Annotated in this window: 24 protein-coding genes and 1 riboswitch; of the genes, 6 read left to right on the plus strand and 18 right to left on the minus strand. The window is 73.1% G+C overall.

Annotation, left to right across the window (positions count from 1 at the left end):
- Positions 1-8: 8 nt before the first annotated feature.
- Positions 9-365, minus strand: a complete 357-nt coding sequence (locus tag RIN75_RS24940) for a TetR-like C-terminal domain-containing protein (protein WP_309114434.1) — start codon at positions 363-365, stop codon at positions 9-11.
- 331 nt (positions 366-696) lie between these two features.
- Between RIN75_RS24940 and RIN75_RS24945 the strand changes: the two genes are divergently transcribed.
- Complete coding sequence (locus RIN75_RS24945) at positions 697-2,181, plus strand: DEAD/DEAH box helicase (RefSeq protein ID WP_375296018.1); 1,485 nt, start codon at positions 697-699, stop codon at positions 2,179-2,181.
- Positions 2,182-2,256: 75 nt separating this feature from the next.
- Here RIN75_RS24945 and RIN75_RS24950 read toward each other — a convergent pair whose 3' ends face one another.
- Complete coding sequence (locus RIN75_RS24950; RefSeq protein ID WP_309114436.1) at positions 2,257-3,261, minus strand: 4Fe-4S binding protein; 1,005 nt, start codon at positions 3,259-3,261, stop codon at positions 2,257-2,259.
- An 88-nt stretch (positions 3,262-3,349) separates the two neighbouring features.
- Between RIN75_RS24950 and RIN75_RS24955 the strand changes: the two genes are divergently transcribed.
- Positions 3,350-3,793, plus strand: a complete 444-nt coding sequence (locus RIN75_RS24955) for a helix-turn-helix domain-containing protein (protein ID WP_309114437.1) — start codon at positions 3,350-3,352, stop codon at positions 3,791-3,793.
- Here the strand turns inward: RIN75_RS24955 and RIN75_RS24960 are convergent.
- Positions 3,783-4,655, minus strand: a complete 873-nt coding sequence (locus RIN75_RS24960) for a DUF5937 family protein (protein ID WP_309114438.1) — start codon at positions 4,653-4,655, stop codon at positions 3,783-3,785. The genes RIN75_RS24955 and RIN75_RS24960 overlap by 11 nt on opposite strands.
- 96 nt (positions 4,656-4,751) lie before the next feature.
- On the opposite strand from RIN75_RS24960, the gene RIN75_RS24965 reads away from it, so the two are divergent.
- Positions 4,752-5,705 carry a hypothetical protein gene (locus RIN75_RS24965; RefSeq protein WP_309114439.1) on the plus strand — a complete coding sequence of 318 codons (954 nt, stop codon included), beginning with the start codon at positions 4,752-4,754 and terminating at the stop codon, positions 5,703-5,705.
- Here the strand turns inward: RIN75_RS24965 and cobA are convergent.
- From cobA to RIN75_RS25020, 11 genes are all read right to left on the minus strand, one after another.
- Entirely contained in the window at positions 5,647-6,867 is a 1,221-nt protein-coding gene (gene cobA / locus RIN75_RS24970) for a uroporphyrinogen-III C-methyltransferase (RefSeq protein WP_309114440.1), read from the minus strand. The two genes, RIN75_RS24965 and cobA, sit on opposite strands and share 59 nt — an antisense overlap.
- 196 nt (positions 6,868-7,063) lie before the next feature.
- Complete coding sequence (locus RIN75_RS24975) at positions 7,064-7,780, minus strand: PIG-L deacetylase family protein (protein WP_309114441.1); 717 nt, start codon at positions 7,778-7,780, stop codon at positions 7,064-7,066.
- An 11-nt stretch (positions 7,781-7,791) separates the two neighbouring features.
- Positions 7,792-8,076 carry a hypothetical protein gene (locus tag RIN75_RS24980; RefSeq protein ID WP_309114442.1) on the minus strand — a complete coding sequence of 95 codons (285 nt, stop codon included), beginning with the start codon at positions 8,074-8,076 and terminating at the stop codon, positions 7,792-7,794.
- A gap of 69 nt (positions 8,077-8,145) precedes the next feature.
- Positions 8,146-8,928, minus strand: a complete 783-nt coding sequence (locus RIN75_RS24985) for a serine protease (protein ID WP_309114443.1) — start codon at positions 8,926-8,928, stop codon at positions 8,146-8,148.
- A gap of 1,015 nt (positions 8,929-9,943) precedes the next feature.
- Positions 9,944-11,206 carry a cobalamin biosynthesis protein gene (locus RIN75_RS24990; RefSeq protein WP_309114444.1) on the minus strand — a complete coding sequence of 421 codons (1,263 nt, stop codon included), beginning with the start codon at positions 11,204-11,206 and terminating at the stop codon, positions 9,944-9,946.
- Entirely contained in the window at positions 11,203-12,045 is an 843-nt protein-coding gene (locus RIN75_RS24995) for a hypothetical protein (RefSeq protein ID WP_309114445.1), read from the minus strand. The genes RIN75_RS24990 and RIN75_RS24995 overlap by 4 nt, the downstream gene beginning before the upstream one ends.
- Position 12,046: 1 nt before the next feature.
- Positions 12,047-13,081 (minus strand): cobalt-precorrin-4/precorrin-4 C(11)-methyltransferase, encoded by a 1,035-nt coding sequence (locus RIN75_RS25000; protein WP_309114446.1) that lies wholly within the window; start codon positions 13,079-13,081, stop codon positions 12,047-12,049.
- A gap of 167 nt (positions 13,082-13,248) precedes the next feature.
- Entirely contained in the window at positions 13,249-14,649 is a 1,401-nt protein-coding gene (locus tag RIN75_RS25005; RefSeq protein WP_309114447.1) for a cobyrinate a,c-diamide synthase, read from the minus strand.
- A complete protein-coding gene (cobO, locus tag RIN75_RS25010) occupies positions 14,646-15,260 on the minus strand; it encodes a cob(I)yrinic acid a,c-diamide adenosyltransferase (RefSeq protein WP_309114448.1) in 615 nt (204 codons plus the stop codon). The genes RIN75_RS25005 and cobO overlap by 4 nt, the downstream gene beginning before the upstream one ends.
- 11 nt (positions 15,261-15,271) lie before the next feature.
- Positions 15,272-17,398 (minus strand): magnesium chelatase subunit D family protein, encoded by a 2,127-nt coding sequence (locus RIN75_RS25015; RefSeq protein ID WP_309114449.1) that lies wholly within the window; start codon positions 17,396-17,398, stop codon positions 15,272-15,274.
- Between the two features lie 38 nt (positions 17,399-17,436).
- A riboswitch (cobalamin riboswitch) is annotated at positions 17,437-17,567 on the minus strand.
- Positions 17,537-18,139 (minus strand): TetR/AcrR family transcriptional regulator, encoded by a 603-nt coding sequence (locus tag RIN75_RS25020; RefSeq protein WP_309114450.1) that lies wholly within the window; start codon positions 18,137-18,139, stop codon positions 17,537-17,539. (Overlaps the previous riboswitch by 31 nt.)
- A gap of 98 nt (positions 18,140-18,237) precedes the next feature.
- Here RIN75_RS25020 and RIN75_RS25025 point away from each other — a divergent pair, with 98 nt between their 5' ends.
- On the plus strand, positions 18,238-19,143 hold the full coding sequence (locus RIN75_RS25025) for a zinc-binding dehydrogenase (protein WP_309114451.1): 906 nt from the start codon (positions 18,238-18,240) through the stop codon (positions 19,141-19,143).
- Here the strand turns inward: RIN75_RS25025 and RIN75_RS25030 are convergent.
- Entirely contained in the window at positions 19,063-20,298 is a 1,236-nt protein-coding gene (locus RIN75_RS25030) for a cytochrome P450 (RefSeq protein WP_309114452.1), read from the minus strand. The genes RIN75_RS25025 and RIN75_RS25030 overlap by 81 nt on opposite strands.
- A 36-nt stretch (positions 20,299-20,334) precedes the next feature.
- On the opposite strand from RIN75_RS25030, the gene RIN75_RS25035 reads away from it, so the two are divergent.
- Positions 20,335-21,525: an 8-amino-7-oxononanoate synthase gene (locus RIN75_RS25035; RefSeq protein ID WP_309114453.1), complete on the plus strand. Its 1,191-nt coding sequence runs from the start codon at positions 20,335-20,337 to the stop codon at positions 21,523-21,525.
- Here RIN75_RS25035 and RIN75_RS25040 read toward each other — a convergent pair.
- Both RIN75_RS25040 and RIN75_RS25045 read right to left on the minus strand, forming a co-directional pair.
- The gene (locus RIN75_RS25040) at positions 21,479-21,931 is read right to left on the minus strand and encodes a GNAT family N-acetyltransferase (RefSeq protein WP_309114454.1); all 453 of its coding nucleotides are present in this window, start codon (positions 21,929-21,931) and stop codon (positions 21,479-21,481) included. The genes RIN75_RS25035 and RIN75_RS25040 overlap by 47 nt on opposite strands.
- 20 nt (positions 21,932-21,951) lie before the next feature.
- Positions 21,952-22,671: a serine protease gene (locus tag RIN75_RS25045; RefSeq protein WP_309114455.1), complete on the minus strand. Its 720-nt coding sequence runs from the start codon at positions 22,669-22,671 to the stop codon at positions 21,952-21,954.
- A 166-nt stretch (positions 22,672-22,837) separates the two neighbouring features.
- On the opposite strand from RIN75_RS25045, the gene RIN75_RS25050 reads away from it, so the two are divergent.
- Complete coding sequence (locus RIN75_RS25050; RefSeq protein WP_309114456.1) at positions 22,838-23,449, plus strand: LysE family translocator; 612 nt, start codon at positions 22,838-22,840, stop codon at positions 23,447-23,449.
- Here RIN75_RS25050 and RIN75_RS25055 read toward each other — a convergent pair whose 3' ends face one another.
- Complete coding sequence (locus RIN75_RS25055; RefSeq protein WP_309114457.1) at positions 23,450-24,187, minus strand: serine protease; 738 nt, start codon at positions 24,185-24,187, stop codon at positions 23,450-23,452.
- Between the last annotated feature and the right edge of the window lie 24 nt (positions 24,188-24,211).

Consider the following 24,211-nt stretch of genomic DNA (forward strand, 5'->3'; position numbering starts at 1 on the left):
CGCGGCTTTCAGGCGACCTCGCCGCGCGACGGAGTCGCGCCATTCAACACCGGCCAGATCAAGGTGAACACGTCCTCTGCCGGCCGGCGGCGGTCTGTGGCCAGCCAGTGGTAGACCAGCGGGCCGAACAGGAGATCGCGCACCAGCTCCGGGTCGATGTCGGCCCGGAGCTGGCCGCGCGCCACGCCCCGCCGCACCACCTCGGCGACCATCGCGTGCCGTTCGGCGAGGAACCCGTCCACCAGACCCGGCACCCGCCGGGCCTCGGCGTGCACGGCCAGCGCCACCCACGACAGGCCGTCGACCAGGGCGTTCGCGAGAGCCAGCAGGTCCTCGCGGGCGTCGTCGGTGTCCGGATCGGACATCGGCACGCTCGACAGGGCCGCGTGGGGTGGGCACTACGTCAACTCCGTCGCGAGGGGATCGCCACGCACACGTCGCCACGTGCGCTGATGTGGTTCCCGATCGCCGTGGGAACCGTGCACGGAATCGCGCATTTGGCGACCCGTGTGCGCGAGAACACCGCGGGGGTGCGACGCGCACGACATTGATCGGCTAGACTGAGTGGCGCACCGCCCGGTGACGCGAATCAGCGGTTCCTTCCACCGCGGTGCTCCCCAACCACGATCGGCGCGCAACCGCGCCGGGCTCGTCCTTGCGATCCGCGGCTACACAGGCAGATCCCCGAGACGTGCCATGTCCCGGAGGTTTGTTTTGCCACCACTGTCCCACGGCCGTTCCGAGCGCCCGCAGCACCGCAAACCGCGTACGCGGCGCCCGTCAGGCCAGGGCAACCGCCGTCCCCAGCCCGTGCTGGAGACGACCGTTCCGGACCACGTCGAGAGCACCGTGCCGGAAGGCCCGCTGCCCTCGTTCGCCGAACTCGGCCTGGCCGACGAGCTGCTCAAGGCGCTCGCGCAGGCCGGCATCACCGAGCCGTTCCCCATCCAGGCCGCCACGCTGCCCGACTCGCTGGCCGGCCGCGACATCCTCGGCCGGGGCCAGACCGGCTCCGGCAAGACGCTGGCGTTCGGCCTGGCCCTGCTGTCCCGCCTCGCGGGCGGCCGGGCGAAGCCGTTGAAGCCGCGCGCGCTGGTGCTGGTGCCCACGCGTGAGCTGGCCATGCAGGTCGAAGAGGCGCTCTCGCCGTTCGCGCGGGCGCTGGGCCTGTGGTGCCGCACGGTCGTCGGCGGCACGTCGTTCCCGCGGCAGATCGACGCGCTGCGGCGCGGGGTCGACCTGCTGATCGCGACGCCGGGCCGGCTGTCCGACCACGTCCGGCAGGGCACGGCCGACCTGTCCGAGGTGCGGTTCACCGCGCTGGACGAGGCCGACCAGATGGCCGACATGGGCTTCATGCCGCAGGTCCGCGCCATCCTCGACCTGACCCCGCAGGACGGGCAGCGGCTGCTGTTCTCGGCGACGCTGGACGGCGACGTCGACAAGCTGGTCCGCCAGTACCTGCACGACCCGGTGGTCCACTCGGTCGCGCCGCCGACCGGCAGCGTGACCACGATGGAGCACCACCTGCTGTTCGTGTCCGCCGAGGACAAGCAGAACGTGGTGACCGAGGTCGCCGCCCGCGAGGGCCGGACGATCATGTTCGTGCGCACCAAGCACCACGTGGACCGGCTGGCCAAGAAGCTGCGGTCGGTCGGCGTCCAGGCGGGCGCGCTGCACGGCGGCAAGGCGCAGAGCGCCCGGACCCGCGTGCTCGGCCAGTTCCGCGAGGGCACCACGCCGGTCCTGATCGCCACCGACGTGGCCGCGCGCGGCATCCACGTGGACGACGTCTCGCTCGTCGTGCACGTCGACCCGCCGGCCGACCCGAAGGACTACCTGCACCGCGCCGGCCGCACGGCGCGCGCGGGCCAGTCGGGCACCGTGGTGACCCTGGTGACGCACGACCAGAAGCGCGCCGTGCAGGGCCTGACGGCTCGGGCGGGCATCCGTCCGGCGACGTCGAAGGTCCGCCCCGGTGACGACGAGCTGGTCCGCATCACGGGCGCGCGCGTGCCCAGCGGCATCCCGGTGACCGAGCCGGAGGTGCCGGTGCGCACCCCGCGTCGCGGCGGCGCTCCGCGTCGCGGCGGCAACGGCGGTGGCTTCCGCGGCGGCCGTCCGGACCGCGACCGCGCCGATCGGGGCTTCCGCCCGCGCCGGAGCGCGCAGCACTCCTGAGGTAACTCCTGACGAGGCCGCCCGCACTTCGTGTGGGCGGCCTCGCCTTGTTCCCGGAGGCCGTTGGAGACGTTTCTAGAGGCCGTTGGAGACCTGCCGGACTTCCTTGTGCGGGAAGCGCCGGCGGACGTGGTCCTCGGCTTTCGACCCGGGCACCACGTAGACCGGTTCCTCCTTGTCCTGCAGCGGTTTCACCACGTCGGCCAGGAAGCCCTTGCGGTCGGCCAGGAACGGCCCGATGACGTCCGACCCGGCCGGGCACGCGGCCATGCAGTAGGCCGCCTTGTAGTTGGGCTTGTAGGCCAGGCTCTGCCACATCGACGCCGTCTCCCCCGCCGTGACGCGCTTGCGGTAGTCCTCGCGGTCGGTGCTCTCCACCACGGTCTCCACCCAGTCGGTGAAGCCGCTCATGAACTCGCGGTAGTTGTGGGTGTAGCAGGCCAGGAAGTCGAACGAACCCTCCTTGGAGATCGCCCCGACCGGGCACGCCGCCACGCACAGCTTGCACTCCAGGCACGGGTTGAAGTCCGTCGGACCGGTCGGCTCGTCGACCTCGAAGTCCGCGACGACCGTGCCGAGCAGGATGAAGTTGCCGAAGCGCGGGTGGATCACGTTGCGGTGGATGCCGATCCGGCCCAGGCCCGCCGCCTGCGCGACCAGCTTGTGCGAGATCACCCAGCCCCGGGCCGGGAAGGCGTCCATCTCCTGCGGGAACGCCGAGGCCGGGTGCACGACCCGGTGGCCCGCGTCCTGCAACGCCAGCGCGAGGCGGTGGCCGACCTCCTCCGCGCCGTCCAGGGCCTGGTGGAACTCGGTGTTGGCGACGCTGCGCAAGGGGCTGCGGACGTTGTCCCGGTTCATCCGCACGCAGAACGCGACGTACGTGCGGGCGCGCGGCAGGGCGGTGCGGGCGTGCGCCAGGTCCACTTCCAGGCCCGGGGTGTCGACGGGCACGAACCCGACGTCGTCCGCGCCCGCCCGGAACGCCACCTCCCGCAGCCAGGCCGCCGACACCCGGGTCTGCGGGGTCGCGGGAGGGTTGGCGCGGACCTCGCGCACGGTCGGGTGGTCGTCACGCATGGCTTGCCTCCGCTTGCAGGCTGAGTTTTGCTCAGCAACCTAGCCTGGCTGGGTTCCGTTTGACAACCCAGGGAGTACCGTGGGAGGGGTGCGAGGAGTCGTCATCGACAACGACCGGTGCTCGATCGCGCGTGCCCTGGGCGTCCTGGGCGAGCGCTGGTCGCTGCAGATCGTGCGCGACGTGTTCAACGGCGTGCGCCGCTTCGACGCGCTCCAGCAGCACCTGGCCATCGCCCGCAACGTGCTGACCAACCGCCTGCACGGCCTGGTCGAGGCCGGTCTGCTGGAGCGCAGGCCGTACCAGGAGTTCGGCAGCCGGGTCCGCTACGAGTACGACCTGACCCCGGCGGGCCGCGACCTGTGGCCGGTCCTGATGTCCCTGATGGCGTGGGGCGACCGCCACCTGGCCGACGGCCCGCCCCCGGTCGAGCCGGAACACGTGGACTGCGGTGGCCGGGTCAAGTTGGTGCCGGTGTGCGAGCACGGCCACACGGTCGACCCCAAGCAGCTCGGGCTGCGGCTCAGTCGATGAGCGCGTCGGCGCGGGCGGTGCGCATGTGGAGCACGGCTCGGCCCTCGCGGCGAGTCGTGACCAGGCGGGCCGCGCGGAGCACGGCCACGTGCTGGGACACCGCGCCCGCCGTCACGCCCAGCCGGGACGCGAGTTGTGTGGTCGACATCGGGGCCGACAGCAGGCCCAGCAGCGCCGCCCGGGTGCGGCCGATCAGGGCCGCCAGCTCGTCACCGACCACCGGCGCCGGGTCCTCCCACAGCGTCCCGATCCCGCGCGCCGGGTAGCGCACGACGCCCGGACCGACCGGGTCCACCGCCGCCCACGCTTTGGGCCAGCAGAACACGCTCGGCGACAGCACCAGGCCGTCCTCGGACAGGTCCACCCGGTGCGGCTGGTCCGCCCGCCGGTCCGCGTACAGCACCAGCTCGCCGCCCGACCAGCTCACCTCCGGGTGCAGGTCGCCGAACACCGCCTCCACCCCGCGGTCGGCGAGCACCGAGGCCCGGAACGCGATGTCCGCCTCCAGCACGGCCGTGATCCGCGCCCAGAACGGCGCCACCAGCACCTCGTGGCACGCCCGCACGACGTCCGCCACCCGCGCCGGCACGCCGGCCAGCTCCGCCTCCAGGTCCGGCATCCGCACGTCCGGCACCGGCATCAGCACCGCGGGCTTCACCGGCCCCGCGACCAGGTCCAGCAGCACGTCGAGGTCTTGAATGGACTCCGCCCGCTCGCGCGCCCAGGACACCCACGGCAGGTGCACGGCGTGCGCACCGGGCACGCGCAGCCCGTCCACCGCCATCACCGTCTCGAACACCGGCGAGTACGCGAACCGCACCCTGGCCAGGCCCACGCCCGCCAACGAGATCCGCACGGCCACCGGGCCAACCCTCCCTCGCGGCGGGGGACAGCCCTACCCCGGACTCGCCTGCCGACACCAGTGATCGCCACGGTACAACCGAGCAGGCTCTGCGGCATGACCAAGACCTGGCACCGCCCCTCCCTGTGGGTCGCCGTCGCGATCGCCGTCCTGTCGCTGGTCCCGCTGGTCGGGCTGGTGGTGGACGACCGCGTCCTGAACGGCGAACCGGTGTGGCTCAAGCCGTTGAAGTTCGGCCTCTCCCTGGCGATCTACTCGGCCACCCTGTCGTGGATGCTCTCCTTGCCGCACAAGGGGAAGCGGTGGACGTCGGGGCTGGCCACGGCGATCACGTGGATCTTGTTCGCGGACGTGGCGCTGGTCGGGGTGCAGGCCGCGCGCGGCACGTTCAGCCATTTCAACAGCACCAAGGGCGACCCGTACAACCAGGTCGTCCAGTTCATGTTCGGCACGTCGATCCCGTTGATGTTCCTGGCCAACGTGGTGCTCGCGGTGTTCCTGTCGGTGCAGAGACTGGGCGACCGGTCGACCACCTGGTCCATCCGCACCGGCCTGTACCTCGCGATCCTGGGCATGGCGTCGGGCTACCTGATGGTCTTCCAGGGCAAGAACAAGAAGTCCGTCGTGACCGACGCGGCCGGGAACAACATCAAGCTCGGCGGCGGGCACGCGGTGGGCGTGCCGGACGGCGGCCCCGGCATGCCGGTGACCACGTGGAGCACGACCGGCGGCGACCTGCGCATCCCGCACTTCTTCGGCATGCACGGCCTCCAGGTCCTGATCCTGCTGGGCCTGGGGCTTGCCGCGCTGGGCCTGGCCGAGCGGACCCGCCTGCGCCTGGTCGTGGTCGCGGCGCTCGGCTACACCGGGGTGTTCGTCGTGCTGACCTGGCAGGCGCTGCGCGGTGAGCCCCTGGTGCACCCGGGACCCACCACGCTCGCCTCGCTGCTGGCCGTGCTCACCGCCGTCGTGCTGGGTGTGGCGTGGGCGTTCAGGAAGACCGGAACGGCAACTCCTGCGCCAGTCCGGCGACCGGTCCCACAACGATGATCGCGGGCGGGCGGATCGCGTGCTCGACCACGTCGGCGGCCAGGGTGTCCAAAGTGGACCGCACGACGCGCTGGGTCCGCGTGCTGCCCTCCTGCACGACCGCGACCGGGGTGTCACCGGGCCGGCCGGCGCCCAACGCTTCGGCGAACGCGCCGGCCCGTTCCACGCCCATCAGGATGACGACCGTGCCGCGCAGCCGGGCCAGGGCGTCCCAGTCGACCAGGGACCGCTCGTCGTCGGGGGCCACGTGCCCGGAGACCACGACCACCTCGTGCGCCACGCCCCGGTGCGTCACCGGCACGTCGGCCAGCGCCGGCACGCCGAACGCGCTGGTCACGCCGGGCACCACGGTCACCGGGACACCGGCCTCGGCGCACGCGATCAACTCCTCGAAGCCGCGCCCGAACACGTACGGGTCGCCGCCCTTGAGCCGCACCACGAACTTGCCGGCCTTGGCGTTGTCGACCAGCGTGGTGTTGATGAACTCCTGCGACGCCGCCCGGCCGTACGGGATCTTCGCCGCGTCCACGACCTCGACGTGCTGCGGCAGCTCGTCCAACAGCTCCTGCGGGGCCAGCCGGTCGGCCACGACGACGTCCGCGCGGGCCAGCAGCCGCCGCCCGCGCACGGTGATCAGGTCCGGGTCGCCCGGGCCGCCGCCGACCAGCGCCACCCCGGCGAGCTGCTCGTGCTGGTCGTTGAGGGACCCGTCGCGCAGGGCGGAGAGCAACCCGTCCCGCACCGCCGCCGACCGCCGGTGCTGCCCGCCCGCGAGGACGCCGAGCAGCAGCCCGTCGTGCTCGCCGACCGCCGGCGTGACCGCGGTCCCCTGCACGGCTACGTCCGCCCGCACGCAGAACACCCGCTGGGCGGTGGCCTCGGCGGTGACCCGGGCGTTGACCTCCGGGTCGGACGTGCAGGCCAGCACGTACCAGGCGCCGTCGAGGTCGCCGTCCGCGTAGCGGCGCCGGTGCCACACCGCGTCCCCGGCGTCGACGATCCCCTGGACCGCGGGCGTCACCTCGGGCGAGACGACCTCGACCCGGGCGCCCGCGGCGACCAGGCGCGGCAACCGCCGCTGGGCGACCGTCCCGCCACCCACGACGACGACCTTCCGGCCCGTCAGGTCGAGGCCCACAAGGTAGTGCTGTTCACCGTGCATGGGTAGAAGCATCCACACCAGACATGTCATGTCCAATCTGGGTGGGTCACATCACTGTGTTGAACGGCGCGACTGGCGTCGCGCGGCTCGGGCCGCCTGAAAGTCGGCTCGTCGCGCCGCGTTTCCCGCCGATCGAAAAGCTGATCGTCGGGGAAGGCGGCGCGACAAGCCGACGCGGCCCTCGCGGGATCCGGCGCTACATCGCCAGCAGCTCGAAAGGTGAGGCGAGGCGGCCGCCGAAGCGCTGGGCGGCGGACTCGGCCATCCGGCGCAGGAACACCTCGGGGTCGGCCATGTCTCCGCCGCCGAGACCTTCCAGGTAGGCGGCGTGTGCGCGGAGCGAGGCGATGCCCAGGTCGAGGGTGTCGGTGACGTCCACGGCGTGCGCGGATTCCGGTGAGGCGGCGAGGGCGACGTGGCGGACGCCGTTCCACGGTTCGAGACCGAGGTCGCGGAACACCCACCGGTTGCCGGCGTCGCGCACCGCGTCCACGACGGCCCGGCCGACGACCTTGTGGTCGGCCATGTTCAGGAACCCGCCCGGGTAGGTGTCGCGGAAGTTGTTGGTGATGATCAGCCGCGGCCGGTGGCGGCGGATCGCGGCGGCGAGGTCGCGGCGCAGCGGCAGGCCGTACTCGATGGTCCCGTCGGGGTGGTCGAGGAACTCCACCTCGGAGACGCCGACCACGTTCGCACTGGCCACCTGCTCCCTCATGCGGACCGGACCGGCCTCCTCGGGCGGCATCGAGTCGATCCCCGCCTCGCCCTTGGTGACCAGCAGGTACGCGACGGACCTGCCCTGCCCGGTCCAGCGGGCGACGGCGGCGGCGCCCCCGTACTCGAGGTCGTCGGGGTGGGCCACGATCGCGAGGGCGCGGTCCCAGTCCTCGGGCAGCGGCAGGTAGTCGTCCACGGCCCGGGAGGCTACTTCATCTCGATCTCGGCGCCGACGGCCTTGGCGTTGGTGCAGGAGATGCCGACGGTGCCCTGGCCGGTGTGGATGGTCATCCACTGGCTGCGCGCGAACTTGCCGTCGTCGCACGCCACGACCAGGCGGAAGGTGCCGGAGCCGGAGCACCACCCGTTCCCGGTCGACCCGCTGACCGAGGTGCCGCAGCCGTAGAGGCCGGGCTCGGCGTGAGCGGTGGCGGCGGTGGCGGTGGCGGCTGACGCGGCGAGCATGACGAGGGCGGCGGTGAGCAGTCGCATGGCCTCGATCGGACCACGCGGGCCGTGCCCACGCCCGGTGAATCACCCGGACGTGGGCACGGCGTCGGGTCACGAGTTGATCTGCTGGGTGAGCGCGGAGTAGTAGGACGAGATGCGGGCGTAGACGCCCGGGTACCCGGCGAGCGCGCACCCACGGCCCCACGAGGTGGCGCCGATCAGCTTGCCGCCGGCGACCATCGGGCCGCCGGAGTCACCCTGGCAGGTGTCGACACCGCCCTGCGGGTAGCCCGCGCACACCATCGTGGTGGCGCTGTACTGGGAGTACGCGGACTTGCAGGTCGCGTCGGAGGTGACCGGGACGGTGGCCTTCAGGAGGTAGCGCGAGGCGGAGCCGCCGGAGGAGGTCGTGCCCCAGCCGAGGATGGTGGCGTTGGTGCCGGCGGCGTAGAGGGCGGTGTCGGAGGGGGTGGCGAGGGGGAGGTAGGCGGAGGAGATGGAGCGGTCGAGGGTCAGGACGGAGACGTCGTAGCCCGAGGTGGCGGAGCGGTAGCTCGGGTGGATCCAGATGCGGGTGACGTTGGCGACGATGCCGGCCGTGCTCTGCTTGTCCTCACGCCCCCAGACGACCTTGGTGCTCGCCGGCGTCCGGCCGCTGGTGCAGTGCGCGGCGGTGACGACCTTGTTCGCGGAGACGAGGGTGCCACCGCAGAACTGCCCACCGCTGGAGGTGGCGAGGTAGACGGTCCAGGGGTACTGGCTGATCGAGGCCCGCGTACCACCGACGATGTACGGCTCGACGGTGTCCGCTTGCGCAGGTGCGACGGTGAGCAACCCGACCGCGGCGATGGCTGCGGCGAGAGCGGTGATCAGGCGATGCAGGGTTTTCGCCATGGCGCTCTGTCCTTCCGGCAGGGATTGGGTCGGCGGCGTCCTTTCAGCTAGGCGGAAAGTTGGAGGTGCGACAAGCACCAGAACCGGCTTCACACTTGACGACCTGGGTGGGCGGGGTGCGTGGGTGTGGGTTGGGTGGGCGTGGGTTGGGCGGGCGTGGGTTGGGCGGGCGTGGGTTGGGCGGGCGTGGGTTGGGCGGGACCGGGCGGGCGGATCAAGGCGGGTCGGCGCGCGCGAGGCGAGGCACGCGGGGCCGGGCGGGGCACGCGGGGCCGGGCGGGGCACGCGGGGCCAGGCGGGGCACGCGGGATGAGGCCGGGCGGGGCACGCGGGGCAGGGTGGGGCACGCGGGATGAGGCCGGGCGGGGCATCCAGGGCGAGGCCGGGGACGCGGATCGGGCGGGTCGAGGTAGGCGGGTCAGGCGGAGCGGGCGTCGGCGGAGCGGGCGTCGAGGTGGGGGCGTCGGGGGGCTGAAGGGTGGGTCTGGCTCGGGTTCGCCGGGTGCCGGTGTGGAGTGGTCGGCGGTGGGATCGGCTGTCTCACGTCGGGCGTTCCGCCCGCCCACCCCCACCCAGGCCACCTGGCACAAGCCAGGCGCGCGGTGCGCGCCAAGCGCGCTTCGCGCGCAGACCCGAGCGCTGCGCGCTCGGGTCGCACGGCCCGGCGAAGCCGGGCCGTGTCGGCCGCCGCAGGCAGCCCCGCCGCAGGCGGGTGCAGTTGGGGCTCTTGCGGGGATGGCCTGGGTGGGGGTGGGTGGGTGAGTGGAACGCAAAAGCCGCCGAAGCCACCTGTCGTACCCCGCCGGCAGAATGGACCCCAGGGGGCGCTTCGACCGAATTGTCGTACCCCCGTGGGACAATGGAACCGGGGCCGGAGGCCAAGCAACCGCAGACCGAAGTTGAAGTAAGCGCGGGGCTGAAGACCAGGCAGTGCGGGCTGGAGGCCGGGCGCGGCGCCCTGAAGGCCAAGCCCGGCGAGCACGGGGCGTTGGTCGGCGTCGGAAGAGAGTGTGGGTCAGCGGTTGGGGTTGAGGGTGATCCCTGGTACCCGCACGACCTCCGCGCGCACCGGGCCCGTCACCTCCGGACCAAAATCGCGGCCCACGTAAGCCACCGCCGCACCCGCCTCGGCCAACTCGACCGCACCCTCCGACACCACCCGCGTCCCCGGCCGCAGCAGATGTCGGACCTGGGCCACGCACTCCTCCGTCCCCACCACCACCGAAGCCCGCCGCAACTCGGCCTCCGCCCGCGGCGTCCGCTCGTCGGCCCCGCCGGGACCCAAGCCCACCAAGGCCAACCGGCCGCGAGGCAGCACCCGGGCCGCCGCCACCGTCACCGCGGCGCCCTTCACCTTCTCCACCGCGATCTCGACCCGGCCGCCGCCCGAGAGTTCCATCGCACCGCGCAGTGCCGCCGCCTCCGCCACCGAAGGAATCCCGATCGCCAGCTCCGCCGGGTTCGGCACCGGCACGACCGCCAGTTCCTCCGCCGGGTACACCAACAGCGGCGCGACGCCGGAGTGCCAGAAGCCCCAGTCCTCTACGGCATCAGTGATCCCCTGCTCGGACAGCTTGCGGTCCACCGTGGCGAAGGCTCGCACCGCGCGCAGGTCCAAGCCCCGCGCCTCCAGCTCGCCCAGCACGTCGGACACGGCCTGCGCCGACACACCGGTGCTCGACCCGATTCCCACCACCAGCGAACGCGGCACCAAGCGGACGACGTTCTCGCGTGGCCGGCCCGGTGGGATGCGGTCATCAAGCAACACAGTCCAGGTCGCCGGGAGATCCGCGTGGCCGACCACGACGTTGTCCGGCAGGGCAGGCAGGGGGAAGCCCAGCGGGTTGGCCAGCACCACCTGTTCGCCCTCGCGCAGGGCCGCGCCGCACGCCGCGAGGTCGCCCTCGACGGACACGTCCAGCAGCTCCACCAACTCGTCCAACGGCGAGATGTCCGTCGACGTCAGGACCGGGGTGTTGTCCAACAGGTCGGCGACCTGCACCGCGAGTGCATCGGCACCGCCCAGCAGCGACACCGTGAAACCGCCGTCCACGCACACGACCCCGGGGTCGGAACGCTCGTCCCGCAGCAGCGGCGCGACCAGTCGGACAGTCGCCTCGGTGCCCAGGAAGAACACCGCGGAACCCAGCCGCGGCCACAGTCGGCGCAGCGCGGGGCGGACCGGGCCGTCCGGGACCACGGCGTCCGGACCCAGCCGCTTGGCCAGCTCCACCGCGGCCCGGCGCGCGGGTTCGTCCGCGGCGAAGACACCGATCACGACTTCCTCGTCCCCCACAGCACGGTCACCGGGTTCGCCGCGAGCAGCGTCCCGCCGGTCAGCCGCGCCGCCGACAGCTGGCTGCCCTCGACCTCGTACCCGGCCCGCACGAGCGCGTCCCGCGCGGGCAGCACCCGGTCCAGGTCGGCGGTGGCCACGACGATCCGGCCGGCGCCGACGCGCGCGCACTGCCGCACCACGTCCGCGCCACCGCCACCGACGAACACGGCGTCGGGTCGGGGCAGGTCGGCGGCCTCGGCCAGCGGTGACTCGACCACCCGCACGTCCACGCCGTGCGCGGAGGCGTTGGCGATGATCCGCACGCACTGCACGGGGTCCTGCTCGACCGCGATCACCGCCGCGCCCAGCCGGGCGCACTCGACGCCGACGGCACCGGGTCCCGCGCCGACGTCCCAGACCAGCACGCCGGGGCGCGGGGCCAGGCGGGACAGCGCGAGTGCGCGCACCTCGGCGGTGGCGACCATGCCGTCCCGGTGGGCGAAATCGTCATCCGGCAGCGCCCAGCCACCCGAAACCGGCGGGAAGGCGTTTTCCGCCACGCACAGCACGAAATCCGGCGCAGACCAACGTCGTACGACAGCATCAGCCGGGTCCACACTGGACAGTTCGCCGCCGTCGGACACGGTCAGCGACCGCCGCCACCCGGCCAGGCCGGCGGCCAGTTCGGCCGGGTCCGCCCCATGTACGACGACCGCGGACCGGGCGCGGCACACGTTGAGGGCGTGGCGGGCGCCGACCACGGCGGCGTCCACGACGGTCACCGAGTCCCACGACCGGCCGGTCGCGGTGAGGAACCCGTGCAGTGCGGCGACGTCCATGTCAGTTGGCGCGCTTGGGCTTCTTGGCGGTGCGCGAGGCAGCCGGCTTGCGCGGGCGCGGGGTCGTGCTCGCCTGGACCGACGCGGGCTTCTTCTTGGCCGCGGCGGCGACGGCCGCCTTGGGCTTCAGAGCTTCCTCGACGGGCGCTTCCTCTTGCACCTCAACGGGTTCCGGTACGAGAGCGAGCACCGGTTCGGCGGGCTTCGCCTTCGGCGCCGGGCGGTTCGCCCGCGCGGTCTCCTGCCAGTCGTGCACCATCGACCACGCCGTCGCGGACGGCGACTCCCGGCGCTTGCCCCACTTCGACGCCCGCGACCGCCGCACCGGCTCGTCCGCCGACCGCCGCCCGGACGCCTTCAGCACGTCGCCCACCAGGAACAGCGTGGTCCGGTACAGCTTGTGCTCCTTGACGCACGCCTCCAGCTCGCCCAACGTGGTCTGCACGACCGTCTCGTCGGGCAGGGAAACCTTGTACGCCACCACAACCGGCGTGTCGTCGGCGCAGCCACCCGCGCGCAACTGCTCCACGATCCGCGCGGTGCGCGCCCCGGACGCGGAGATCGCCAACGTCGTGCCGTGCGCGGCGAAGTCCTTGAGGTGCTCGGCGCCCTCCGGCCCGGCCAGCACCAGCGACCGCGCCACGTCGGACGAGGTCAGCTCCCGCCCCACCGCCGCACCCGCCGCCGACACGGCCGACACACCCGGCACCACCTCGACCGCGAGCCCCAGCCGCTGGCACGCCTCGTACTGCTCGCGCAGCCCGCCCCACAGCGACGGGTCGCCCGCGTGCAGCCGCACCACCTTGAGCTGCCCCGCCGACGCGCGGCGGTAGACGTCCAGCACCTCGGACTCGGACACGCGGGAGAAGTCGACCAGTTCGGCGTCGGGACGGACGTGCTCGCGCACGCACTCGATCTCCACGACGCTGGGCGCCCAGATCACCACGTCGGCCTCGGCTATGCGTTTGGCGCCCCGGAGGGTGATGAGATCGGCGGCACCGGGACCGGCGCCCACGAAGGAGACCCGACCAGTCATCACAACTGCTCCCCACGACGTGTTCGGCTGCTTGGTGGGCAACGACCGTACCGCGCCCGGGCGATCCACTATCGAGTGGCCTCGACCCGAACCTGCTTCGATTCGCGGAGTCGCGTCGGTCGTCCGGCGCTGATCCCGCTCCGGCCGCGCCTTTGGCCGGAGCGGGATCAGCGCCGGACGACCGACTCCCCGGGCGACTCCGCCGCCCTGCCGGAGGCAGGGCCATTCAACACAGCCCGCACAAAGCGGGTGATGGCGTCAGGGGCGGAGGCCGGGTGGGTGTGCAGATAGGACGCATGCACCCCACCAAGGACGTAACCCTCGGCCACCGGGCGCAGGTCGTAACCGCGCCACTGCCAGGCCGGCTTCGCGCCCGCCGGCACGCTCAACGTCGTCCGGTGGAACTCGTGCCCGGTGATCCGCGTCCCGGCGCGGGCCAGCACGGAGTCCACCGGGGCGACGGCGTCCCGGTAACCCAGGGTGAGCCGGGGTGTCATCGAGCCGTCCGCGTCGAGCACCCCGCACATCGGCACGCCGTCCAGCGACTTCGCCAGGTACAGCAACCCGCCGCACTCGGCGTGCACGGGCGCGCCGGACCGGGCCAGTGCCGCGACCGCGTCCCGCAGCCCGACGTTGGCCGACAACTCAGCCGCGTGCTGCTCGGGGAAACCGCCGGGCAGGACCAGCCCCGACGTGCCCTCCGGCAGGTCCTCGTCGCGCAGCGGGTCCACGGTCACCACGTCCGCGCCGGCCGCCCGCAACAGCTCCACGTGCTCGGCGTAGCCGAACGTGAACGCCGCCCCGCCCGCGACCGCGACGACCGGTGCGCCCGTCACGGCCGTGACCTCCTCCGCCGGGTCCCACGCGGGCACCGCCATGGCCGGCACCCCGGCCGCGAGCCGCCGCACCGCGTCCAGGTCGACGTGGGCCGCGACCGCCTCGGCGACGGCGTCCACCGCCTCGACGGCGGCCGAACCGTGCTCGGCGGCGGTGACCAGGCCCAGGTGGCGGGACGGCAGCGCGAACCGGTCGTCCCGGGGCAGCACGCCCAGCACCTCCAGCCCGACCTCGGCGCACGCGCCGCGCAACACGTGCTCGTGCCGCGCCGACCCGACCTGGTTGAGCACCACGCCGCCCAGCCGCACGGTCGGGTCGTAACCCCGGAACCCGTGCAGCAGCGCCGCCAGGCTGCGGCTCTGGCCGCGCGCGTCGACCACGAACAGCACGGGCGCGGACAGCAGCTTGGCGACGTGCGCGGTGGACCCGATGCCCTCGGTGTCCACCCGCCCGTCGAACAGCCCCATCACGCCTTCCACCACGGCGATGTCGCAGCCGCGCGACCCGTGCGCGAACAGCGACGCCACGCGGTGTTCGCCGACCATCACCGGGTCGAGGTTGCGGCCGGGACGGCCGGTGGCGAGCCCGTGGTAGCCGGGGTCGATGTAGTCCGGCCCGACCTTGAAGGGGGCCACCCGGTCCCCCGCGCGGCGCAGCGCCGCCATCAGGCCGGTGGCCACGGTGGTCTTGCCGCTGCCCGACGCGGGCGCGGCGACCACCAGGCGGTTCACCACTCGATCCCCTTCTGGCCCTTCTGCCCCGCGTCCATCGGGTGCTTGACCTTGGTCATCTCGACCACCAGGTCGGCGGCGTCGACCAGGGCCTGCGGCGCGTACCGGCCGGTGATGACGACGTGCTGGTGGCCGGGCCGCTCGCGCAGCGCCGTGACCACCTCGTCCACGTCGATCCAGCCCCAGTGCAGCGGGTAGGTGAACTCGTCGAGCACGTACAGGCCGTGCTGCTCAGCGGCGAGCCTGCGGGAGATCTCCTGCCAGCCCTCGCGCGCGGCGGCGGCGTGGTCCTCCTCGGTGCCCTGCTTGCGCGACCAGGACCAGCCCTCGCCCATCTTGTGCCACTCGACGGGCCCGCCCTCGCCGGTCTGCTCGTGCAACCGACCCAGCGCGCGGAAGGCGTTCTCCTCGCCGACCTTCCACTTGGCCGACTTCACGAACTGGAAGACGCCGATCGACCAGCCCTGGTTCCAGCCGCGCAGCGCGAGGCCGAACGCGGCGGTGGACTTGCCCTTCATCTCCCCCGTGTGGAGGACGACCAGCGGCCGGTTGCGCCGCTGCCTGGTGGTGAGCCCGTCGGTGGGCACGACGGACGGCTGTCCCTGGGGCACTGCGGGCTCCTTTACGCGGCGCGTGCGGCGCGCACGACGCCGGCGACCTGGTCGGCGGACAGTTCTTCGAGGCGCAGGCACACCGCGTCCAGCGCTTGGGCGACGCGGGCGGCGAGGCCCAGCCGGATGTGGCCGGACTCGCAGTCGACGACCACGGACGCCACCTCGTCGGCGGCCAGCAGACCGGCGGCGCGCAGGGCGTCGCGCATCGGGTCGCCGCCGGTGCTGGTGGCGGTGGCGCGGCCGTCGGTGAGCAGGACCAGCAGCGGGCGGCGGCGCGGGTCGCGGACCCGTTCGGTCTGGAGCACCCGGCGGGCCTTCAGGAGGCCGTCGGCCAACGGGGTGCGTCCGCCGGTCCGGAGTTGGCGCAGCCGGGCGGCGGCGGCGTCCACCGAGTTCGTCGGCGGCAGGGCGGTCTCGGCGGCGGCGCCCCGGAACGTGATCACACCGACCTTGTCGCGCCGCTGGTAGGCGTCGCGCAGCAGGGAGATCACCGCGCCGCTGACCGCCGACATGCGCTGCCGGGCGGCCATCGAGCCGGACGCGTCGACCACGAACAGGACGAGGTTGCTCTCCTTGCCCTCCCGGACCGCCTTCCGCAGGTCAGAGCCCCGCAGCACCAGTCCCGGACCGCTGCGCCCGCGCGCGGCCTGGTGCGGGGCCGCCGCGCCCAGCGTGCCCACCAGGTGCAGCCCACTTCCATCCACAGTGGACGAACGGACGACCCGCCCGGTGCGGGCGCGCGCCCGGGACCTCTTGCCCGGCGCGCCCTCCCCCACTCCCGGCACTTCGAGCAGGCGGGTGCGGAACGACGGGGCGGGCGCGTGGGTGCGCTCCGGCGCGGTCCCACGACCGTCCGAAGTGGACTGTGCTTCCTCTTGTCCGGGCGGAAGTCCGCCGTCTTCGGGCAGGCCGCCACCGTCCGGCCCATCCGGATCGGGTTCCGGTTCCGGTTCGGCGGCGTGCTCGGCGCCCTGCTTCATGGCGTCTTCGAGCTGCTCTTCTTCGAGGCCGGGCTCGTCGAACGGGTCCCGCCGCTTGCGGTGCGGCAGCGCGAGCCGAACAGCGGCCTCGACGTCGGCCTCGGCGACCTCGTCCGCACCGCGCCAGGCTGCGTGCGCGACGGCCGTCCGGGCGACGACCAGGTCGGCCCGCATGCCGTCCACTTCGAAGGCCGCGCACACGGCGGCGATCCGGCGCAGTTCGGCGTCGGGCAGCACGACGGTGGGCAGGCGGTCTCGGGCGTCGACGATCCGGGCGGCCAGCTCGGCGTCCTGCTCGGCCCACCGCGCGGCGAATCCGGCGGGGTCGGCCTCGTAGGCGAGGCGGCGGCGGATGACCTCGGTGCGGGTGGCGACGTCCCGCGCGGCCTTGACGGAGACGGTGAGGCCGAAGCGGTCCAGGAGCTGCGGGCGGAGTTCTCCTTCTTCCGGGTTCATCGTGCCGACGAGGAGGAACGAGGCCGCGTGCGAGACGGAGACCCCTTCGCGCTCGACGTGCGCGCGGCCCATGGCGGCGGCGTCGAGGAGGAGGTCGACCAGGTGGTCGTGGAGGAGGTTGACCTCGTCGACGTACAGCACCCCACGGTGAGCGGCGGCGAGCAACCCCGGCTGGTAGGCGCGGACGCCCTCGGTCAACGCGCGCTCAAGGTCGAGGGACCCGATCAACCGGTCCTCGGTGGCCCCGACCGGCAACTCCACCAACCGCGCCGGCCGCCGCTCAACAGCCCCGCCCGCGCCACCACCGCCCGAAGCCCCGCTTGCGCCGCCACCGCCCGAAGCCCCGCTTGCGCCGCCACCGCCCGAAGCCCCGCCCGCACTGGCAGCGCCGCCCGAGACGCCGGAAGCGCCGGAATTGTCGGTGGTCCGTGAGACGATGGAGACGGGGGCCGGAGGCCGCCCGTGCGGACCATCGGGGCAGTCGACCTCCACCGCCGGGTCGCACGCGAACCGGCACCCGGGCACCACGTCCAGCTCCGGCAGGAGCGCCGCCAGCGCCCGGACCACGGTCGACTTCGCGGTCCCCTTCTCGCCCCGCACCAGCACACCGCCGATCCCGGGGTGCACGGCGTTCAACAGCAGGGCCAAGCGGAGGTCGTCATGTCCGACGACGGCGGAAAAGGGGAAACGCGCGCCCATGCGGCGGTGTCCTTCCTCGGGTGTCCACGCCCGTGTCCGGTCGAGTGGTTCCGGGGGCCGAGTTCCTGACTCCCGGAAACGACCTCCGGTCACAGTGGCGGGACCGTGCCGGATTCGCACCGGCTTCCTCGCGCACCCCTACAGCGGAGGCATCGTCGCATCCCGGCCGGCGCCGACCAAGTCCCCGGTCAGCACGGCCCGCGCGAGCGCGATCACACCCAGCCGCACCTGCTGCACCGGCAGCCCGACCCGGTGGACCAGGTGGTGCAGGTGCTCGCCGCGCAGGTTGGCCAGCAGCGCGTGCGCCAGGAAATCCGCGTCCTCGTACGGCCTGACCTGCGCGATCAGTGCCGACAACCGCGAGTGCGTGAGGTCGAAGTTCGCATCGCACCCGCTGCCCCGCGCGGACACCTGCTCCAGCGCCCGGACCACCGGCAGGTGGGCCATCACGTGGTCGAACAGGGTGGCCACGAACGTGATCACCCTCTCGTCCGGCGGCCGGTCGGTGGACGTCACCAGCACTTCGGACTCGGCCTTCCACGCTTCGGCGCTCTCCGCCACGACCGCCTGGATCAACCCCTCCCGGTCGCCGAACCTGCGGAACACCGTCCCCTTGCCGACGCCCGCCGCGACCGCCACGTCCTCCATGTTCACCGCGTCGAGCCCGCGCTCCCCGATCAGCCGCGAGGCGGCGGCGAGGATCGCGGCCCGGTTGCGGGCGGCGTCGCGACGTTCGGGCACGGGCACCTCCGAAGGAACTTGACAAAACCGGACCGGCAGTCCGTATCGTAGCGGACAGCAAAGCGGACCGCCGGTCCGCTTCATGGGAGGACGAAGACATGCGCGCAGTGCGGTTCACCGAATTCGGCCCGGCCGACGTCCTGGAGGTCGTGGAGGTGCCGGACCCGGTGCCCGGCCCCGGCGAGGAGTTGGTCCGCGTCACCGCTATCGGCGTGAACTACGGCGAGACGGTCATCCGCTCGGGCAAGGGCCGCAAGCTCTTCCCGTGGTACCCGGCGGCCCTCACGCCCACCGGTCAGCTCGGCACCGAAGTCGTCGGCACCACCGAGGACGGCCGCCGGATCATCGGCGTCCCGTCCGGCGACGGCTACGCCGAGCTGGCCGCCGTGAAGGACGGCGTCGAGGTGCCCGACCACATCACCGACCACGAGGCCCTCGCCCTGCTGCTCCAGGGCTCGACGGCGGTCCAGGCCGTCGAACGCGCCCGGGTCGCGCCCGGTGACCGGGTCCTGGTCGAGGCGGCCGGCGGCGGGGTCGGCGGCCTGCTGGTGCAGCTCGCCGCCCGCGCCGGGGCCACCGTGGTCGCCGCCGCGAGCAGCGCGGAGAAGCTGGCGCACGCCCGCGAGCTGGGCGCGCACGAGACCGTCGACTACAGCGCCGAGGGTTGGACCGAGCAGGTCGGCGAGGTGGACGTCGTCTTCTCGTCGGTCGGCGGCACGACCGCCCGCCAGTCGTTCGACCTGCTCCGCCCCGGCACCGGCCGGCTGGTGGTGTTCGGCTTCGCCAGTGGCGAGCCGCTGGACGTCACCGCGTCGGACGTCTTCGCCAAGGGCGTCTCGCTGATCGGCCTGGGCAACCCGCTCACCCCGGACAACGTGCGCAAGGTGTTCGAGCTGGACCTGAAGACGACCCTCGGCGACGCGCTACCGCTGGCCGACGCCGCCCGCGCCCACGAGGCCCTGGAGTCCCGCGCCACCACCGGCAAGCTCATCCTCGTCCCCTAGTAGCTCGACGAGCACGCTCAGCGGCGCCCGGAACGACAGCAGCCCCAGCATCGGCGGCGGCTCGGTGGAGGCCGGGCGGAGGTTCGGGAACCGCGCGAAGGTCTCCCGCAGCACCACCTCCGCCTCCAGCCGGGCCAGGCCCGCGCCCAGGCAGAAGTGCCGGCCGAACCCGAACGCGAGGTGCTTGCGCGCGTTGGGCCGCGCGGGGCACAGCCGTTCCGGGTCGTCGAACACCTCCGGGTCGGACCCGGTGCCCGCGAGCATCAGCAGCAACTGGGCGCCCTTCGGCACCTCCACGCCGGAGATCGTCACGTCCCGCGCCGCCACCCGCCGCCACGTGTTGACCGGCGGGTCGCGGCGCAGCACCTCCTCGACGCACCGCTCCGCCATGCCGGGCTCGCCCAGCCGGTCCCACAGGTCGCCGTGCCGCAGCACCGCGTCGAACACCGCGCACAGCAGCTGGGTGGTGGTCTCCTGGCCCGCGATCAGCAGGAAGTAGCACAGGCCGGCGGCGTCCCGGATCGGCACCTCCTCGCGGCGCAGGGCGGAGAACAGGTCGTCACCGGCGGGGTCGGCGGCCTTGATCCGCGAGGTCAGCCACTGGTGGAACTCGGCGGCGGGGCCGGCCAGCTCGTGCTGCCGCTCGACGGTCACGTCACCCCAGAACAGCTCCAACGAGGCCGTGCTCCACGCCTTGAGCTTGTCGACGTCCACGTCCCGGATGCCCATGACCTCCAGCAACACGATCGCCGGCAGGTCCCGGGCCAGCGCGGGGTGCAGGTCGACGGTCCCGCTCAACCCGCCCAAGCGTTCGCTTGCCAGCTCGGCGATCCTCGGGCGCATGGCGGCGACCCGCGAAGGCGTGAGGAAAGCGGCCACCAACCGGCGCAGGCCCGTGTGGGTGTCGGTGCCGTTGTTGGCCAAGGTCGGCGGCAGGGAGAAGCCCGACCGGGCGAGGGTCCGCAGCACCGGGGACGGGATCGGCGTCACCGCGGTCAGCGCGTTGTCCGGGTGGAACGTCCTCGGGTCCGCCAGCACGGCCTTCACGTCCGCGTACCGGCTGACCAGCCACAACCCGGTCCGCTCGTCGCGGTGGACCGGCGCGTCCACGCGCAGCGACCGCAGGTCGTCCCGCCCGAGCTGGAAGAGGTCCACGCGGGGACGGTATCCGCCGGATGCGACACTGCCGGCGTGAGTGTGAGCACAGGGGTGTCCGCGCCGGAGTCGGTCTTCGACTGGATCGACACGCGTGCCGAGGCGCGTGCGAAGGCGGGCCTGGCCCGCCGGGTCCGTCCGCGCCCGGCCGACTCGACCGACCTCGACCTCGCGTCCAACGACTACCTGGGCCTGGCCCGGGACAAGCGGGTCGCGGGCGCCGCCGCGGCGGCCTCGCTGCGCTGGGGCGCCGGGTCCACCGGGTCCCGCCTGGTCACCGGCTCCACCGAGCTGCACACCGAGCTGGAGTACGAACTCGCGAACTTCTGCGGCACCCAGTCCGCGCTGGTGTTCTCCTCCGGCTACGCGGCCAACCTGGGCGTGCTCACCGCCCTGTCCGGCCCCGGCACCGCGATCGTCGCCGACCAGCACATCCACGCCTCGCTGATCGACGGGACCCGGCTGTCCAAGGCGGACGTCGTGGTCGCGGGCCACTGCGACGTGCCGAAGGTCGCGCACGCCCTGGCCACCCGCGGCAAGCGGCGCGCGCTGGTGGTGACCGACTCGATCTTCTCCGTCGACGGCGACCTGGCCCCGCTGGCCGAACTCGCCGCGACCTGCCGCGAGCACGGGTCGGCGCTGGTCGTGGACGACGCGCACGGCCTGGGCGTGGTGGGCGACGGCGGGCGGGGCGCGGTGCACGCCGCCGGGCTGGCGAAAGCACCCGACGTGGTGACGACGGTGACGTTGTCCAAGTCGCTGGGCGCGCAGGGCGGCGCGGTGCTCGGGCCGAGCCGGGTGATCAAGCACCTGGTGGACACCGCGCGCACGTTCATCTTCGACACCGGTCTGGCCCCGAGCAGCGCCGCCGCCGCGCTGGCCGCGTTGAAGGTGCTGCGGGAGGAGCCGGACCGTCCCGCGCGGGCGCTGGACGTGGCGCAGGACTTGGCGTTCCGGTTGAAGGAGAAGGGTTTCCGGGTCAGCAACCCGACGGCCGCCGTGGTGTCGGTGCAGGCCCCCTCGCCGGAGGCGGCGGTCGCCTGGGCGGAGGGGTGCCGGGCGCGGGGCGTCGTGGTGGGCTGCTTCCGGCCGCCGTCGGTGCCCGACCAGATCTCCCGCATCCGGCTGACCGCCCGCGCCGACCTCACCGAGGCCGACGTCGAGCGGGCGGTGCGGGTGATCAGCGAGACCGGCGCATCCGCAGGTGCGGTATCCCGTCCTCGATGAACTCCGCGCCCTCGGGCCGGAAGCCGAACGAGGCGTAGAAGTCGGCGACGTAGGTCTGGGCGTCCAGCACGCACTCGGTGCGCCCGACCTCGACCAGCGCCGCCTCCACCAGCCGCCGGCTGAACCCGAGGCCGCGCGCGGCGCGAGCGGTGCACACCCGCCCGATGCGGTAGGTGCCGTCGGGTTCCTCCAGCAGCCTCAGGTAGGCCTGCGGCGCGCCGTCGACCTCCAGCCAGAAGTGCCGGGTGGTGGGTTCGAGGTCACGCCCGTCGAGGTCGGCGTACGCGCAGTTCTGCTCGACCACGAACACGTCGTTGCGCAGCCTGAGCAGGTGGTAGACCTCCGCCGCGGTCAGGTCGGCGGACCACTTGCGGCGCAGGGTGGCCGGGAACGGTTGCGAACGCACCCCGCGTTGGTACCACAGGCTCAGATCCGGTCGAGGTACCGGCTCACCCTGGTGTAGGCGCCGGGCAGCCCGACCCGCGCGCACCCCTTGCCGTACGAGACGACCCCGACCAGCGCGCCGCGCACGGTCATCGGCCCGCCGGAGTCGCCCTCGCAGGCGTCCTTGCCGCCCTCCGGATAACCCGCGCACATCATCGCGTCGGACCGGAAACCCTCCAGCACCCGTTCACAGGCCTGGTCGCTCAGGATCGGCAGGTCGACCTCGCGCAGCGTCGCGCTCGGCGGGGCCAGTTCGTCGGTGCGGCCCCACCCGAACACGGTGCCCATGTCCCCCGGCCCGGCCTCCCCCAGCGGGATCGGCCGGTACGGCAGCCGCTGGACGAGGGTGAGCGTGGCGATGTCGTCCCCCTCGGCGGCGGTCCGGAAGTCGGGGTGCCGCCACACCGCGGCCACCCGGACCTCGCGCCCGTCCGAACTGTCGAGGTCCCGCCGCCCGGCGACCACCCGCAGGTCGCCCACCAGCCGTTCCCGGGTGCCCAGGGCCGACCGCTCGACCGTGCAGTGCGCGGCGGTCAGCACCTTGTCCGGCGCGATCAAGGCGCCCCCGCAGAAGAACTGCCCCCACCGGTCGTAGAGCGCGACCACCCACGGCTGGTCGGCGGACTCGCGCCCGCCCACGACCGCGGCGGCCGGCGTGGCGGCGAGGACGAGCACGGCGAAGACCAGCGCAGTGATCCGCATGGAGCACCCCTCTACGACAGGTGGCCGAATGCGCACTGACAGTAGCGGTCGTGCTCACCGGTATCAAATCCGGAAATTTTGTTGTTAGGATGCCGTAGAGCCGAAGATTCCACGGTGCGTGAGCTAGATCACGCGCATCTGTCCGGCCATCGAGGGAGGGAAACACATGCACCTGGACTTCACCCAGCTACCGGCGTTCCTGATCGCGTGCGCGGTGGTCGTGCTGACGCCGGGCGTGGACGCCTTCCTCCTGCTCCGGACGTCGATGCGCGCCGGGACGAAGGCGGGCCTGTGGGCTCTCGCGGGCATCCACACCGCGGCGGCCGTGCAGGTCCTGCTGGTCATCTCGGGGTTGGGCGTGGTGATCGCCCAGTACCCGCCGGTGCTCACCGCGCTGCGCTGGATCGGCGCGGCCTACCTGCTGTACCTGGCGGTGACCATCGCCCGGGGCCTGGTGCGCCGGACGGGTGTCGAGGACGGCGGGGAAGCCCTGTCGGCGCGCCCGTTCCGACAGGGGTTCCTGACCAACATCACCAACCCGAAGATGCTGCTGTTCTCCCTGGCCTTCCTGCCCCAGTTCATCGGGACGGGGAGCCCCACGGCTCAACTGGCGCTGCTGGCGGTCGTGTTCCTGGGCCTGGCGGCGTTGTGGGAGCTGTTCATCGTCCTGGCCGCGAGCCGGATGGCGACCCGCCTGGGCCGCCCCGGCGTGACCACGGCGCTGGACGCGGTGTGCGCGGCGGTCTTCTTCACCATGTCCGTAGGCCTGGTCGTCTGATCAGTCGGTCACGTACGACTTGACCCGCGTGTACATGCCCGGCTTGCCCGGCCTCGCGCAGCCCTCGCCCCACGAGACGAGGCCGGCCAGCTTGCCGTTCACGACGAACGGACCGCCCGAGTCGCCCTGGCACGAGTCCTTGCCGCCCTCCGGGAAGCCGGCGCAGAACATCGTGAGCCTGCTGTACTCGTCGTAGGACTCTTCGCAGTCCTTGTTGGACTGGATCGGCACGTCGACCTCGCGCAGCTCGTCACTGGCCTGGCCGCCCTCGGCGGTGCGGCCCCAGCCGAGCACGGTGCCCAGCGTGCCGGGCCGGTAGAGGACGTCCGCCGCCTCGGGCAGCTCGACCGGCTGGTAGCGGCCGGGGAACCGCTGCTCGGTGGTGATCCAGGCGATGTCGTCGCCCTTCTCCGCGGTTTCGTAGTCGGGGTGCAGCTTGATCTCCGTCACCTTGGACACCACGCCGGCGTCCGTGGTCAGGTCCAGCCGCCCGGCCACGACGCGGAGACCCTCCGGCTTCGCGTCGACCAGGCAGTGCGCCGCGGTCATGACCAGGTTGGGCTTGATCAGCGCGCCGCCGCAGAACTGCCTCCCCTCGGCGGTCAGGAGGGCGACGACGAAGGGGTAGTCGTCGACGTCCTCGACGATCGTGCCGCCGACGATCTTCGGGTCCTCGGTCGCGGCGGCGGAGGGGGCGAGCGTCACCAGTGCCAGCAGTACGGCCACGAGAGTTCTCATGACCAGCACTGAAATGAGTCGCCC

It is taken from the genome of Saccharothrix sp., from assembly GCF_031180885.1.
GTDB lineage: Bacteria > Actinomycetota > Actinomycetes > Mycobacteriales > Pseudonocardiaceae > Actinosynnema.